We start from the raw sequence: 15,683 nt of genomic DNA on the forward strand, positions 1-15,683 counted from the left end.
GCGCCGGGGGAGCTGCCGGCGGCGGTGGACCGGGCGCTGGAGCATGCTTTCGACCTGTCCTGTGAGGTGCCGTTCCGGGCGTGGCTGTTCGAGGGTGGTCCGGGTATGCGGGCGCTGGTGGTGGTGATGCACCATGTGGCGAGCGACGGCTGGTCGAGGGGTCCGCTGGCGCGTGACCTGTCGACGGCGTACGCGGCCCGGTCCGCGGGCCGGGCGCCGGAGTGGGCGCCGTTGCCGGTGCAGTACGCGGACTACACGCTGTGGCAGCGTGAGCTGCTGGGCGACGAGAACGACCCGGCCAGCCTGATGCACGCTCAGCTCGGCTACTGGCGTGAGGCTCTGGCGGGTGTGCCGGAGGAGTTGGCGCTGCCGTTCGACCGTGCGCGTCCGGTGGTGGGTTCGCACCGTGGGCACCAGGTGTCGGTGGAGGTTCCGGCGGCGGTGCACGCGCGTCTGACGGAGGTGGCGCGGGCTGAGGGTGTGACGCCGTTCATGGTGTTGCAGGCTTCGCTGGCGCTGCTGTTGTCGAAGCTGGGTGCGGGGACGGACATCCCGATCGGTTCGGCGAACGCGGGCCGTACGGACGAGGCGCTGGACGATCTGGTCGGGTTCTTCATCAACACGCTGGTGGTGCGGGCGGACCTGTCGGGTCAGCCGACCTTCCGGGAGTTGTTGGGGCGGGTGCGGGAGCGGACGCTGTCGGCTCTGGCGCACCAGGACGTGCCCTTCGAGCGGCTGGTGGAGGAGCTGGCGCCGGCCCGTTCGATGGCCCGCCACCCGCTCTTCCAGGTGGTCCTCACCAAGCAGAACACCGTGGACGCGGTGCTCGAACTGCCCGGTATGCAGACGGGTACGGCACCGGTCGACTCCGAGTCGCCGGTGGCGGAGCCCGACGGGCACGAGCCGGTGGCGTCCGACTCCGCGGCGAAGTTCGACCTCGACGTCCTCGTGGGTGAGGTCTTCGACGGTGAGGGTCGTGCGGCGGGTGTGCGGGGCACGGTGACGGTGTCGGCGGATCTGTTCGAGCCGGTGTGGGCGGGGCGGATCGCTTCGGCCTGGGTCCGGGTGCTGGATGCGGTGACGCGTGATCCGGGTGTGCCGGTGGCGCTGGTGGACGTCCTCGACGACGCCGAGCACCGTCGTGTGATGGTGGAGTGGAATGCCACGGAGGAGGAGGTTTCGGCTTCCTCGGTGGTGGAGTTGTTCGAGGCGTGGGTGGCGTCGTCGCCGGATGCGGTGGCGGTGGTGGCCGGTGGTGAGCGGGTGTCGTTCGCGGAGTTGGACGCGCGGGCGAACCGGTTGGCGCACTTCCTGGTGGCTCAGGGTGTGGGTGCGGAGTCGGTGGTGGGTCTTGCCCTGCCGCGTGGTGTGGAGATGATCGCGGGGATCCTGGCGGTGTGGAAGGCGGGTGCGGGTTATCTGCCGGTCGACCACGCGCAGCCGGCGGACCGGGTGGCGTTCACGCTGAAGGACAGCCGGGTGGCGCTGGTCGTCACGACGGATGAGATCCTCGGTGAGTTGCCGTCGGTCGGGGTCCGGCTGGTGGCGATCGATGCGACGTTCACGGCGATGCAGTTGGCCGCTCTGCCGGTGACGGCTCCCGGGGTGGTGGTTCGGGCTGAGGGTCTGGCGTATGTGATCTACACGTCGGGTTCGACGGGTCGTCCGAAGGGTGTGGCGGTCACGCACGGCGGTGTGGCGAACTATGTGTCGTCGGTGCCGGGTCGGGTCGGGTTCGGTGTGCCGGGCGGGCGGTATGCGCTTCTTCAGGCGCAGGCCACGGACCTGGGGAACACGGTGGTGTTCGCGAGCTTGGCGACGGGTGGTGAGCTGCACGTCCTGGAGGAGGAGGCGGTCACCGATCCGGCGCGGGTGGCGGCGTATCTGGCCGAGCAGGGGATCGACTTCCTGAAGGCGGTGCCCTCGCACCTGGCCGCTCTGGCGTCGGTGGCGGGTGTGGGGGGTGTGCTGCCGGGGCGTTCGCTGGTGCTGGGTGGCGAGGCTGCCACGCCGGAGCTGGTGCGCGAGCTGGTCGAGCGGGCGGGTGAGCGGGGGGTGTTCAACCACTACGGCCCGACCGAGACGACGATCGGTGTCGCGACCACGCGGTTGAGCAGTGATGATGCCGCCGGTGGTCTGGTGCCGGTGGGTGCGCCGGTGGCGAACACCCGGTTCTATGTGCTGGACGGGTTCCTGCGGCCGGTGCCGGTGGGTGTGGCGGGTGAGTTGTATGTGGCGGGCGTGCAGGTGGCGCGTGGCTATGTGCAGCGGCCGGGGTTGACGGCGGAGCGTTTCGTCGCGAACCCGTACGGTGTCGTCGCCGGGGAGCGGATGTATCGCACGGGTGACCGGGCGCGGTGGACGGCTGATGGCCGGGTGGTGTTCCTGGGGCGTGCGGACGAGCAGGTGAAGGTCCGTGGGTTCCGGGTGGAGCTGGGCGAGGTCCAGGCCGGGATCACCGCGCATCCGCTGGTCGGGCAGGCCGCGGTGGTGGCCCGGGAGGACGTGCCGGGTGATGTGCGTCTGGTGGCGTATGTCGTGGCGGACGATCCGGACGAGGACGCGTCGGGTCTGCCGGCCGTGGTGCGGGAGTTCGCGGCGCGTCGTCTGCCCGAGCACATGGTGCCGGCCGCGGTCGTGGTCCTGGACGCGATCCCGTTGACCGGCAACGGCAAGCTCGACCGCAAGGCCCTGCCCGCGCCGACCTACGGCGGCTCGGCCGCCGGTGGTGGCCGTCGGGCTGCGGGCTTGCGCGAGGAACTGCTGTGCCTGGCCTTCGCCGACGTGCTGGGCCTGGAGAACGTGGGCGTCGATGACGACTTCTTCGACCTCGGCGGCCACTCCCTCCTCGCGGTGCGGCTGGTCAGCCGGATCCGTACCGTCCTGGGCGTCGAGACCGACATCAGGACGCTGTTCGAGGCGCCGACCGTCGCGGCCCTCGCCGCCCGCCTCGCGGACGCCGACACGGCCCGCACTCCGCTCACGCGGATGCCCCGCCCCGACCACCTCCCGCTCTCCTACGGCCAGCGCCGGCTGTGGATCATCAACCAGATGGACGGGCCGAGCAGCACGTACAACATCCCCGTCACCTCGCCGATACCCGGCGATGTGGACGCCGAGCTGCTGAACGCCGCGTTCCGTGACGTGATCGGGCGGCACGAGTCGCTTCGCACCGTGTTCCCGGCCGTCGACGGCGAGCCCCACCAGCGGATCCTCGAACTCGGCGACCTGGACTGGGCGCTGCACGTCGAGGACGTGGAGCGGGAGATGCTGGGGGCCGCGGTCGAGCGGGCCGAGCGGTACGAGTTCGACCTGTCCGCCGAGATCCCGATCCGGGCGACGCTGCTCCGGGTCAGCCCGGAGGAGTGCGTGCTGGTGATCGTGGTGCACCACATCACCAGCGACGGCTGGTCGTGGGGACCGGCGATCTCCGACCTGAAGACCGCCTACGCGGCGCACCTCGAGGGCCGGGCGCCCGACTGGGAGCCGCTGCCGGTCCAGTACGCGGACTACGCGCTCTGGCAGCGCGAGCTGCTCGGCGACTTCGCCGATCCCGAGAGCCTGGGTGCTCGTCAGATCGCCCACTGGCGTGAGGCGCTGGCCGGGATCCCGGAGGAGCTGGAGCTGCCCGCCGACCGGCCGCGTCCGGCGACGGCGAGCCACCGGGGCCACCGGACGGCGCTGGAGGTCTCGCCGGAGGTGCATGCGCGGCTCGCGGAGATGGCGCGGGTTGAGGGCGTGACCACGTTCATGGTCATGCACGGGGCGCTGGCCGTGCTGCTGAACCGGCTCGGCGCGGGCACCGACTTCCCGATCGGGTCGGCGGCCGCGGGCCGCACGGACGAGGCCCTGAACGACCTGATCGGGTATTTCGTCAACACCTTCGTGGTGCGGACCGACGTGTCGGGCGACCCGACCTTCCGCGAGGTGCTCGGGCGGGTCCGGGAGGCGGCGCTGGGGTCGCTCTCCCACACGGACGTGCCGTTCGAGAAGCTGGTCGAGGAGCTGGCACCGGCCCGTTCGATGGCCCGCCACCCGCTCTTCCAGGTGATGTTCCTGCTGGAGAGCGCGATCGGCAAGAAGTCCGACGGTCCCGGCTACTGGACCGACGGCGGCTCCTTCGAGGCTGCCGGCGGCGGCGTCCTGGCCACCCGCTCCGCTTCGGTCAAGTTCGACCTGGACTTCGACCTGGTCGAGGTGCACGAGGAGGACGGCACGCCGGCCGGGCTGCACGGCGGACTGACCGCCTCGGCCGACCTCTTCGACGCCGAGACCGGCGCGCGCCTCGCGAAGTGGTGGGTCCGGCTGCTGGCGACCCTGGCCGCCGACCCGGACCTGCGGCTCAGCGAGGTCGACCTGCTCGGCCCGGAGGAGCGCCACCGGGTGCTCACCGAGTGGAACGCCACCGAGGCGCCGGTGCCGGACGGGACGGTCGTGGAGCTGTTCGAGGCGCAGGTCGCCCGGACGCCCGACGCCGTCGCCCTGGTGCAGGGCGGGGTCGAGCTCAGCTACGCCGAGCTGGATGCCCGCGCGAACCGGGTGGCGCGACTGCTGGCGGGCCGCGGGATCGGCCCGGAGGACGTGGTCGCGGCGGTCTTCGAGCGCACCGTCGACCTGGTGGTGGCACTCCTCGGGGTGATCAAGGCGGGTGCCACCTACCTGCCGATCGATCCGGCCTACCCGGCGGACCGGATCGCCTACGTGATCGCCGACTCGGGCGCGGTCTGCCGCCTCACCAGCGAGAGCCTGGGCGAGCGGCCGGCCGAGCCCGAAGGGCGGGAGCCAGCCGAGGGCGATGGGCTCGACGGCGTGCCCGTCGTGCTGATCGACTCCGCCGAGGTGCGGGCCGAGCTGGCGACCCTGGCGGACGGTCCGCTGACGGACGGCGAGCGCACGGCGCCCCTGCGGCCGGAGCACCCGATGTGGGTGATCTACACCTCGGGCTCGACCGGACGCCCCAAGGGCGTGCTGGTGGAGCACCGGGCGATCGTCAACTTCCTGTCGGCGATGCAGGACCGCTTCGCGCTGGACGCCGACGAGCGGTTGCTGGCGGTGAGCACGCACGGCTGTGACATGGCCGGGTTCGAGTTCTACCTGCCGCTCCTGAACGGCGCCCGGATCGTCCTGGCCGCACAGGAGCAGGTGCTCGACCCGTGGGCGCTGCGCGCGCTGATCCGCGACACCGGTGCCACGATCGTGCACGCCACGCCGAGCCTCTGGCGCGGCCTGGTGGCCGACGCGGAGGACCCGGTGGACTGGAGCCGGGTACGGGCGATGATCGGTGCCGAGGCGCTGCCCGCGGACCTGGCGAGGACCCTGCTGAGCCGCACGCCCACCCTGACCAACCTGTACGGTCCGACCGAGACCACGGTCTGGTCGACCGGCAAGGAGCTGGCGGGCGACGGGGCGGACGCGTCGTCGATCGGCTCGCCGATCGGCAACACCCGGGTCTACGTGCTGGACGAGCGGCTGTCGCCGGTGCCCGTCGGCGTGGCCGGCGAGCTGTACATCGCGGGCCGCAGCGTGGCGCGCGGTTACCTGGGCCGGCCGGCGCTGACGGCGGGCCGGTTCGTCGCGGACCCGTTCGCCGGAACCGGGGAGCGGATGTACCGGACGGGTGACGTGGTGCGGTGGACCGCCGACGGCGAGCTGCAGTACGTCGGGCGCTCGGACGACCAGGTGAAGGTGCGCGGCTTCCGCGTGGAGCTGGGCGAGATCGAGTCGGTGCTCGCCGGGCACCACTCGGTGGGCCAGGCCGTGGCGCTGGTGCGCGAGGACGTCCCGGGTGACCAGCGGCTGGTGGCCTACGTGGTGCCGAACCGGGGTGTCCCGCAGGAGGAGCTGGACCAGCTCGGCCAGGCGGTGCGCGCGGTCGCGCAGGACCGGCTGCCGGGGTACATGGTCCCGTCCGCGGTGGTGGTGATCGAGAAGCTGCCGCTGATGCCGAACGGCAAGCTGGACCGCAAGGCCCTGCCGTCGCCGGAGACCGAGGTCCGTGAGGACGCCCACCACTCGGTCACCTCCTTCGAGGCGAACGTCGGTGCCGCCTTCGCGGAGGTCCTCGGGCTGGACAGCGTCGGCGTGGACGACGACTTCTTCGCCCTCGGCGGCCACTCCCTGCTCGCCGTCCGGCTGGTGGAGAACCTGCGGGAGCGCGGGGTGACGATCGCGGTGCGCGACGTGTTCGCGGCGCCCACCGTGGCCGAGCTGCTGAAGCGGACGAGCCTGTCCTCGATGCGGGACGCGCTGGCGGTGCTGCTGCCGATCAGGCAGCAGGGCGAGCGGCCGCCGTTCTTCTTCCTCCACCCGGCAGGTGGCGTGGGTTGGTGCTACATGCCGCTCGCGCGGCACGTGCCGGCCGACATCCCGCTGTACGCGCTGCAGGCCCGTGGTCTGGACGGGGTCGACGAAGTCGCCGGGTCCATCGCGGAGATGGCGACGGACTACATCGAGCAGATGCGGTCGGTGCAGCCGAGCGGCCCGTACCACCTGCTGGGCTGGTCGTACGGCGGCGTGATCGCGCACGAGATCGCCGTCCAGCTGCAGGCGGCCGGTGAGGAGGTCGGGGCACTGGTGATGCTCGACCAGTACCCGTGGGACCGCGAGGAGGACGAGGCCCTGGCGGCCGAGGTGGCGGAGCACGAGGAGGAGGAGCTGATCGGCCGACTCGTCGACATGGTGCGGCGGGAGGCGGGCGGCGTGCTCGGTGCGATCACCGACGAGGAGTACCGGACCTTCGCGAAGGTGCTGTACAACGGCCGCAGGATCCGGCCCCACCACGCGCACGGCCGGTTCGACGGCGACGCCCTGCTGGTCGTCGCCGAGGAGAGCCGCGTGGAGGAGGACGAGCGGACCGCCGGATCCTGGGCGGAGTTCGTGACCGGCACGGTTTCGGAGGCCGGGGTGCCGTGCACCCACTACGACCTCGCGAAGCCGGAGAACCTCGGCCTCGTCTGGGCCGAGGTGTCCGCCTGGCTCGGCTGGGAGGACTGACGCCACGAGGCGCGTCCGGGCGGAGCGGCCTCAGTCGAGGCCGCTCCGCCCGGCGAGCAGCGAGGCGATCAGGCCCGGTTCGACGTTGCCGCCGCTGAGCAGGACGCCCACGTCGCCGCCGTACTCGGCGGCGTGGGCCAGTGCGGCGGCGAGCGCGGTGGCCGCGGCCGGTTCGACGACCAGCCGGGCGTGCAGGAACGCGGCCATCAGGGCTTCGCCGATGGCCGGCTCCGGCACGGTGACCACCGCCGTGACCGCGCGTTCGGCGAGCTCGAAGGGCAGCGCGCCGATCCGGTCGGGGCGCAGCCCGTCGGCGACGGTGTACCGGGCCGGGACGGTCACCGGCAGCCCGGCCGCCAGGGCGGCGGTGAGTGCCGGTACGGCCGCCGGCTCGGCACCGACCACCGCCGTCCCGGTCCCTTCGGCGGCGAGGCAGGCGCCCGCGACGGCGCTGCCGCCGCCGACCGGGACGATGACGGCGTCCAGCCGGACGCCCTCGGCGGCGACCTGGCCGAGCAGTTCGGCGGTGGCGCTGGCCTGGCCGAGCACCACCCGCGGGTTCTGGTAGGGGTCGACCGCGTCGTAGCCGTGGCGTTCGCGCAACTGCTCGACGACGGCGACGCGTTCGGCCAGCAGGGTGCCGGCGGTGACCACCTCGGCGCCGGCGTCCCGGATCCGTCGGACCTTGGCGGGCGGCGCGTCGGAGGGCAGCACGAGGGTGGCGGGGAGCCGGTGCTCGCGCGCGGCGAGCGCGACCGCGATGGCGTGGTTGCCGGTGCTCTGGGCGATCACGCCACGGCTGCCGGCCCGGGCGAGTTCGTCGACGGCCAGCAGGGCCCCCCGCACCTTGAACGACCCGCCGTGCTGGAGGTTCTCGGCCTTCAGCCACAGCCGGGCGCCGGCGATCGCGTCGAGCGGGGCGCAGCGCACCACCGGGGTGCGCCAGACCCGGTCGGTGAGTTCGCGTGCGGCGCGTTCGACGCCGTCGCGGTCGAGCGGAGTTTCCGCGAAGAGCGCGGGGTGCTTTCCGGGCGCGGTTTCAGGCATGCTGCACCGACTTTCCGTCGGGCCCGCCGATTCCATTCCGGTGCGGCGGGGAGGGGAATTGCTCGCACGCCGATGTCATGCCCATCGGGGCCTCCTCAAAAGGGCTGTCTGCGGAATGTGCAGAAGTGGCCTTTATCCTTGCAGGCGAGGTTCTTCGTCCGGAAGACTCGGCCGTCCCCGCCCCCTGCCCCCGCGCGCGCGTGCCGTGGTGGGCCGGCCGGGCCCGGGCGGGTACCAGATCCGCTCCCCGACGGCATCGGACCGTAGGTGTCAGCCCGGGGTTGACAGGAATCGCCGGTTCTTGCCACCGGAAGACCGATGCAGCGCGGCCCGGCCCACTCCACCATGGTGATTCGTGATCGAGATCAGAGAACTGACGAAGCGTTACGGCCAGATCACGGCCGTCGACGGTTTGAGCTTCACGGCCGAGGCCGGGCGCGTCACCGGGTTGGTCGGACCGGAGGGCTCGGGCAAGAGCACGACGCTGCGGCTGCTGCTGGGCCTGGGCACTCCGACCGCCGGCAGTGCGACGATCGGCGGCCGGGAGTTCGGGGACCGCCCGCCGGGTCCGCGCGAGGTCGGCGTGCTGCTGGAGACCCACGGCGTGTACTGCCGCCACGTGGGCAACACCGCCCGGGAGTGCCTGACCGGCCTGGCCTGGCAGTACGGGCTGCCGCGCGGCCGGGTGGACGAGATGCTGGAGGACGTCGGACTGACGGACGCGGCGCAGCGCCGGGTCGGGACCTTCTCGCTGGGGATGCGCCAGCGCCTCGGCGTGGCATTCGCCCTGCTGGCCGACCCGCCGGTGCTGGTGCTCGACGAGCCGCTCAACGGCCTGGACCACCGCGGGCTGGCCTGGGCGCACGGTCTGTTCCGCCGACTGGCCGGCGAGGGGCGCACGGTGCTCGTCACCGGTCAGCCACCGGTCGAACTCGCCGACCCGGCGGTCGAGCTGGTGGTCCTCGCGGACGGCCGCCGGGTCGAGAGGCAGCGGGCGGCGCTGCTTCTCGGCCGCGGCGGGCGCCGACGGGTGCGGGTGCGCACGCCCGACGCCGAGGTGCTGACCGGGCTGCTGACCAGCGAGGGGGCCTCGGTGCTGCGCGACGACGACCAGGTGCTGACGGTGACGGGCCTGAGCGCGCGGCAGGTCGGCGACATCGCCTTCCTGAACGTGGTCCCGGTGTACGAGCTGGCCCCGGAGACCCCCGGCGCCTGAGTCGCGCCACCCCCCGCGCCGCCCCGCCGACCGGCGGCCGTTCAGGGGCTCGGGTGCCGTGAACGCCGGGACGTTCCTATGATGACGGCTCGTCGACATCCCCGCGCACCCCCACGAGCCGTGCGCGCGGAGCTCTCCACCGGCGGCAGGATCCCGCTGGGCGTGTCCCACGACCGTCGGCCCTTCCCGACGGCGCCCAACTGCCCCTGGAGACCAGGTGTCCCGCCGTCCACGACGCTGCTCCCGCACCGTCCTCGACCGCCGTCCGGCGGTCCCGTCCGGACCCGTCCGGCACACCACGCGGCCCGGGGAGGCCGCAGATGTCCGCTGACCTCGACGCCTTCCGCCGCCTGACGGCCCTGCTCGCCACCGGTGAGGCGTCCTACCGGACCATCGCGCACGCACCGGAGGGCCGGACCGAGGCCGCCAGCCTGTTGCGCCGGCACCCGCCGGCGCAGGCCGCCAAGTCCATCGTGGTCCGGGTGGCCACCGGCAAGCGCTCGCGCCGCTACGTGCTCGCGGTCGTCCCCGGTGACCGCCGGGTCGACCTCGCGGCCCTGGCCCGGCGCTTCGGCGGCCGGGAGGCGTCGTTCGCCACCCGGGTCGTCGCCGAACGCCTGGCCGGCAGCGTCAGCGGGTCCATCGTCCCGTTCGCCTTCTCGGCCGAGCTGGAACTGCTCGTCGACGAGGGCCTGCTGCGCCACGACGAGATCTACTTCAACGCCGGGCGGCTGGACCTGTCGGTCGCCCTGTCCACCGCCGACTACCTGGAGCTGGCCCGGCCCGCCGTCGCCGCGATCGCGGTCTGACCGGCGGGCGGCGACCGGAGGCGGGTCGCGCTGTTCAACCGGCGCGCCGACGCAGTTGCACGGCGGGCGGCCCGGGGCTCCGGGCCGCCCGACCGGCCTGTTCAAGGACCGTGCGCGGCCGTCGGCTATTGATCCACCGCGCTGCCCCGGGCCATTCTGATTCGGGCGAGCGCGCCGCGTGCGGCGATCCCCGTATGGCGAGGCGGATGTGGTTCCTTCGGCCCTCCGGGCATTGGCCCGGGCTGATTCTCTCTGGTCGTCATTCCAGCACGGTTCGGTCGGGTATCCGAAAATTCCGGGATCCACCCCCGGCCGATTTGGTCAATTCCTTCTAAGTTCTTCTGGAGTGAGGGGTGCAGATGCCCGACGAGAAGCTGTTCCTGCGGTCGAAGGCCATCATCGAGCCACTGGTGGACAGGTTCTACGCCTGGCCGTACACGATCGCGCCCGTGCAGGCGGCGATGAACCTCGCGTTCCTGCAGCTGCCGCTGCTGGAGTCCTACCTCCAGTCCCCGCAGGTGCACGTCGCGGCCAGCAACAACCCCGAGCTGCGCGGCGGCTACTTCATCAACATTCCGGAGTCGCGCGCCGACGAGGTCCGTGACCTGGTCGCCTCGATCAAGAGCGACCGGGCCGACATGCTGCGCTTCGCCGAGGCCATCGCGGCCGGTCAGGAGATCCTGCGCGCCAACGCCACCGGTTTCGACCTCACCCCGCTCTACCCGAAGATGCCGGAGGAGCTCGGCGGGCTCATCGAACTCGCCTACGACACCGACAACCAGGCGCAGATGCGCTTCATGGAGCCGGTGGCCTACAAGAGCAAGGTCTACGACGAGTCGCGCCAGTCGGTCCAGCTGTCGCTGGAGACCGGGATCGAGCGCCCGTTCATCCTGAGCACCCCGCGCCTGCCCTCGCCGGACGTCCTGGAGCTGAACATCCCGTTCCGCCACGAGGGCCTCACCGAGCTGTTCAAGGCCCGCGTGCACGGCACCACCCTCGCGCACCTGCGCGAGGCGCTGGGCCTGGACGACGCCCAGACCGTCCAGCTGTCCAAGCTGCTGACGGACCGTCCGAGCCTCTCCGAGGACCGGCACATCGAGAGCGGCGGCCGGATCCGCTACTTCGGGCACGCCTGTCTGGTCCTGCAGACGCCCGAGGCCGCGATCGTCACCGACCCGTTCATCAGCGCCGACAACACCGCCGGCGACCGTTACACGCTGGACGACCTGCCGGACTACATCGACCTGGTGGTGATCACCCACGGCCACCAGGACCACATCGTCCTGGAGACCCTGCTCCAGCTGCGCGGCCGCCTCGGCGCGATCGTCGTCCCCCGGTCCTCGCGCGGCAACCTGGCCGACCCGTCGATGGCGCACATGCTCCGCCACCAGGGCTTCAACGTCATCGAGGTGGACGACTTCGACGAGGTCGAGTTCCCCGGCGGCAAGATCACCGCGACGCCGTTCCTCGGCGAGCACTGCGACCTGGACATCCGCGCCAAGTCCACCTACTGGGCCGAGCTGGCCGGCAAGAAGATCTTCATCGGTGCGGACTCCTCCGGCATCGAGCCCTCGCTCTACCGCTACATCAAGAACCACTTGGGCACCGCCGACATCGCCTTCCTCGGCATGGAGTGCGACGGCGCGCCGCTGACCTGGCTCTACCAGGCGCTGCTGACCGTCCCGGTCACCAAGAAGATGAGCAACTCGCGCAAGCTCTCCGGCTCCAACGCCGAGCAGGCCGCCGCCATCATGACCGAGCTCGGCGCCCGCGAGGCGTACGTCTACGCCATGGGTGAGGAGGACTGGCTCGGTCACGTGATGGCCACCACCTACACCCCGGACACCTTCCAGATCAAGCAGATCGAGGAGTTCATGGGCTGGTGCAAGGAGCGCGACATCAAGGCCGGCCACCTCTTCAAGCAGCAGGAATGGCGCTGGTAGTCCCCCGGCGTCGGTAGGTCTGGGGGCGGGCACCGGGATTCGTCGTCCGCGAGGACCCGGTGGTCCCGCCCCCTGCCGTCGGCCCGGACCGCGGGGCCGCGTCATCCATGAAACGTCACCGGCCGTCGGCCGTTCAGGAGGTAGGTAGCAGCATGGCCGTGCAGGACATCGTCTACGCCGAACTGTTCACCTCGAGCAAGGTCTCAGCCGTCGACTACTTCGTCTCGGCCCTCGGCTTCAGCCCGGTCGCGGACTCGGTGGAGACCGACCGCAGCTCCGTGCTGCTGCGGCAGGGGGACGTGAACCTGGTCGTCACCTCCGGCCGCGGCATCTGGCGCTTCCTCGACCAGTACGGCGACGGCATCGCCGACCTGGCCTTCGGCTGTGACGACCCGGTGGCGGACGGCGAGCGGGCGGTGGCGGCCGGCGCCGCCCGGCTGGACCCGGTCCGCGGCAACACCGCGGTCTCCGGTTTCGGCGGTGTCTCCCACACCCTGCTCCCGGCCGCGGCCCACCCCGGCGCACCGTTCGCCGACGGCCGCCGGTGGACGCCGTGCCCGGCCGACCCGGCTGCCGCGCCCTCCCGGGTCCGGACGCTCGACCACGTCGCGGTCTGTCTCGCCGGCGGCACCCTGGACCGGACCGCGGACTTCTACCGGGACGCCTTCGGCCTCTCCCGCTACTCGTCCGAGTACGTCGCCGTCGGCGGTCAGGCGATGGACTCCATCGTGGTGCGCAGCGCCTCCGGCCGCGTCACCTTCACCCTGGTCGCGCCGGACCCGGCCCAGGAGCGCGGCCAGTTGGACGCCTTCCTGGAGCGCAACGGCGGCCCCGGCGTGCAGCACCTGGCCTTCCTGGTCGACGACATCGTCGCGGCGGTCGGCGAGGCCCGTGACCGCGGCGTCGAGTTCCTCGACACCCCCGACGCGTACTACGACCTGCTCGCCGAGCGCTTCGACGGGATGGCCGAGCGGATCGCCGAGCTGCGCAAGGCGAAGGTGCTGGCGGACCGGGACGAGTGGGGCCACCTGCTGCAGCTGTTCACCCGCTCGCCCTACGACCGCAACACCCTCTTCTTCGAGCTGATCCAGCGCCATGGCTCCCGAGGCTTCGGCAGCGCCAACATCCGGTCCCTGTACGAGGCCGTCGAGCGCGACCGGTTGAACTCCTGATGGCCGCCGACCCCGGGACGGGACGCCCGCTGACCCCGGCCGAGTACGAGGTCCTGGCCCGCGGTCGGCTGGAGCCCGCGGTCTGGGACTTCCTCGCCGGCGGCGCCGGGGAGGAGCGTACCCTCGCCGCCAACCTGGCGGTGTTCGAGCAGGTCCGGCTGAGGCCGCGGGTGCTGACCGGCCAGGGCGCGCCCGTCACCGACACGCGGATCCTCGGCCGGACCTGGTCCCTGCCGTTCGGCATCGCGCCGATGGCCTACCACACCCTCGCCCACCCGGACGGCGAGGTCGCCACCGCCCGTGCCGCCGGCCGGCTCGGCGTCCCGCTGGTGGTGAGCACCTTCGCGAGCCGCACCTTCGAGGACATCGCGGGGGCCACCAGCGCCCCGCTCTGGCTCCAGGTGTACTGCTTCCGCGACCGCGCCACCACGCGCGAGCTGGTCCGGCAGGCCGAGGCGGCCGGCTTCGAGGCGCTGCTGCTCACCGTGGACGCCCCGCACCTCGGCCGCCGGCTGCGCGACCTGCGCAACGACTTCCGGCTGCCGGACGGCGTCGTCCCGGCCAACCTGAGCGGCGGCGGCTTCTCCTCGCCCGGCGGGCACGCACGGACCGAGTTCGACCCCGCGCTCGACTGGTCGGTGGTGGAGTGGCTGCGGTCGGTCAGTTCGCTGCCGGTGCTGGTCAAGGGGGTGCTGACCGCCGAGGACGCCCGGCTCGCGCTGGCCGCCGGGGTGGACGGGATCGTGGTGTCCAACCACGGCGGCCGTCAGCTGGACGGCGCCCCGGCGACGCTGGACGTGCTGCCGCAGATCGCGCGGGCGGTCGCGGGCGCCTGCCCGCTGCTCGTCGACGGCGGGGTGCGGCGCGGCGCGGACGTGCTCGCGGCGCTGGCCCTCGGCGCCGACGCCGTGCTCCTCGGGCGGCCCGTGCTGCACGGCCTGGCCGTGGACGGAGCGCGCGGCGTGGAGCACCTCCTCGGCCTGGTCGCCGAGGAGTTGACCGAGGCGATGGCCCTCACCGGCACCGGGTCGGTGGCCGAGGCGGGCCCGGAGCTGGTGGTCGGCGCCGAACCGGCGGACCGGCCCGCGGCACCCCCGCGTCCCCGCGCCGTCCCCGCTCGGCCCGGCGACCTGCGCCGGGAGGACCTGCACGGCAGCGTCAGCGACCCGGTGCTCGACACCATGAACTTCCTCAACGAGGTCACCCAGCGCTACCCCGAAGCGATCTCCTTCGCCCCGGGCCGCCCGTACGCGGGATTCTTCGAGACCGAGCAGGTCTTCACCCACCTGCGCCGCTACCTCGACCACCTGGCCGAGGGCGGCGCCTCGCCCGAGGACGTCCGTTCCGCGCTGTTCCAGTACGGTCCGGCGGCCGGCCAGATCCGCGAGCTGATCGCCGACGCGCTGCGGGCCGACGAGGGCGTCGACGTGCCCGCCGAGTCGATCGTGGTGACGGTCGGCGCCCAGGAGGCGATGCTCATCGCCGTGCGGGCACTGATCGCCGGCCCCGAGGACGTGCTCCTGGTCTCCAGCCCCTGCTACGTGGGCATCACGGGCGCGGCGCGACTGTTCGACATCGAGCCGACGGCCGTCCCGGAGGGGCCGGACGGTTTCCGCTGCGCCGACCTGGAGGCGGCGATCCTCGCCGAGCGGGCGCGCGGGCGCCGCCCCCGGGCGTTCTACGTGGTGCCGGACCACTCCAACCCGTCGGGGACGACGATGCCGCTCGAACAACGCCGGGAGCTGCTCGACCTCGCGGACCGGCACGACCTGCTGGTCCTGGAGGACAGCCCGTACCGGATGGTCAGCCCGGGCCGGCAGCTGCCGACCCTCAAGGCGCTCGACCGGCGGCGCCGCGTCGTGCACCTGGGCTCGCTCTCCAAGACGCTCTTCCCGGGCGCCCGGGTGGGCTACGCGGTCGCCGACCAGGTGGTCGTCGGCGCGGACGGCTCCACCGGCCTCCTGGCGGAGGAGCTCACCAGGATCAAGAGCATGGTGACGGTGAACACCTCGCCGGTCAGCCAGGCGGTGGTGGCCGGGATGCTCCTCGCCGCCGGCGGTCGGACCTCGGAGTCCAACGCCGGGACGGCCGCCTACTACGGGGACGCCATGCGGGCCACCCTGAGCGAGCTCGACCGGTGCTTCCCCGAGGCGGAGCGAGCGGCGCTGGGACTGCGCTGGAACGAGCCGACCGGGGGCTTCTTCCTGGCCGTCGACGTGCCCTTCACGGCGGACAACGCGGCCCTGGAGCTCTGCGCCGAGAACTTCGGGGTGATCTGGACGCCGATGTCGTACTTCTTCCCGCAGGGCGGAGGCGAGCGCAGCCTGCGGCTCTCGGTCAGCTACCTGACGCGGCCGCAGATCGCCGAGGGCGTCGGGCGGCTGGCCGACTTCGTCCGCTGGGCGGCCGGGGAGCGGCCCTGAGCGGTGACCGTGCGCCCCGGTACGGGGAAGGGCCCGCCGTTTCCGGCGGGCCCTTCCCCGTACGCGTTCCGGCGCCGTCC

7 protein-coding genes are annotated in these 15,683 nt (G+C 72.7%); 6 read left to right on the top strand and 1 reads right to left on the bottom strand.

Translation table 11 applies throughout. From position 1 onward, the window contains the following. The first annotated feature begins 24 nt into the window (after positions 1-24). Positions 25-6,993, top strand: a complete 6,969-nt coding sequence (locus ACFY0X_RS27785; protein WP_387758542.1) for an amino acid adenylation domain-containing protein — start codon at positions 25-27, stop codon at positions 6,991-6,993. A 30-nt stretch (positions 6,994-7,023) separates the two neighbouring features. Here the strand turns inward: ACFY0X_RS27785 and ACFY0X_RS27790 are convergent, their stop codons facing one another. Next, positions 7,024-8,040 (bottom strand): threonine/serine dehydratase, encoded by a 1,017-nt coding sequence (locus ACFY0X_RS27790; protein WP_387758544.1) that lies wholly within the window; start codon positions 8,038-8,040, stop codon positions 7,024-7,026. Positions 8,041-8,395: 355 nt separating this feature from the next. Between ACFY0X_RS27790 and ACFY0X_RS27795 the strand changes: the two genes are divergently transcribed. The 5 genes from ACFY0X_RS27795 to ACFY0X_RS27815 all read left to right on the top strand — a co-directional run bounded on the left by ACFY0X_RS27795 (position 8,396) and on the right by ACFY0X_RS27815 (position 15,603). Further along, the gene (locus ACFY0X_RS27795) at positions 8,396-9,256 is read left to right on the top strand and encodes an ATP-binding cassette domain-containing protein (protein WP_387758546.1); all 861 of its coding nucleotides are present in this window, start codon (positions 8,396-8,398) and stop codon (positions 9,254-9,256) included. 320 nt (positions 9,257-9,576) lie between these two features. Continuing rightward, entirely contained in the window at positions 9,577-10,065 is a 489-nt protein-coding gene (locus ACFY0X_RS27800) for a YbaK/EbsC family protein (protein ID WP_387758548.1), read from the top strand. 359 nt (positions 10,066-10,424) lie between these two features. Next, entirely contained in the window at positions 10,425-12,008 is a 1,584-nt protein-coding gene (locus ACFY0X_RS27805) for an MBL fold metallo-hydrolase (protein ID WP_387758549.1), read from the top strand. A gap of 152 nt (positions 12,009-12,160) precedes the next feature. Further along, positions 12,161-13,180 carry a 4-hydroxyphenylpyruvate dioxygenase gene (hppD, locus tag ACFY0X_RS27810; protein WP_387758550.1) on the top strand — a complete coding sequence of 340 codons (1,020 nt, stop codon included), beginning with the start codon at positions 12,161-12,163 and terminating at the stop codon, positions 13,178-13,180. Beyond that, positions 13,180-15,603, top strand: a complete 2,424-nt coding sequence (locus ACFY0X_RS27815; RefSeq protein ID WP_387758552.1) for an aminotransferase class I/II-fold pyridoxal phosphate-dependent enzyme — start codon at positions 13,180-13,182, stop codon at positions 15,601-15,603. The genes hppD and ACFY0X_RS27815 overlap by 1 nt, the downstream gene beginning before the upstream one ends. Positions 15,604-15,683: the final 80 nt, after the last annotated feature.

It is taken from the genome of Kitasatospora sp. NPDC001547, assembly GCF_042894165.1.
GTDB lineage: Bacteria > Actinomycetota > Actinomycetes > Streptomycetales > Streptomycetaceae > Kitasatospora.

Bases quoted from the DNA above. Each gene is read 5' to 3' on its own strand.
- ACFY0X_RS27790 (WP_387758544.1), bottom strand. From the start codon at position 8,040: ATGCCTGAAACCGCGCCCGGAAAGCACCCCGCGCTCTTCGCGGAAACT.
- ACFY0X_RS27800 (WP_387758548.1), top strand. From the start codon at position 9,577: ATGTCCGCTGACCTCGACGCCTTCCGCCGCCTGACGGCCCTGCTCGCC.
- ACFY0X_RS27805 (WP_387758549.1), top strand. From the start codon at position 10,425: ATGCCCGACGAGAAGCTGTTCCTGCGGTCGAAGGCCATCATCGAGCCA.
- ACFY0X_RS27815 (WP_387758552.1), top strand. From the start codon at position 13,180: ATGGCCGCCGACCCCGGGACGGGACGCCCGCTGACCCCGGCCGAGTAC.
- hppD (WP_387758550.1), top strand. From the start codon at position 12,161: ATGGCCGTGCAGGACATCGTCTACGCCGAACTGTTCACCTCGAGCAAG.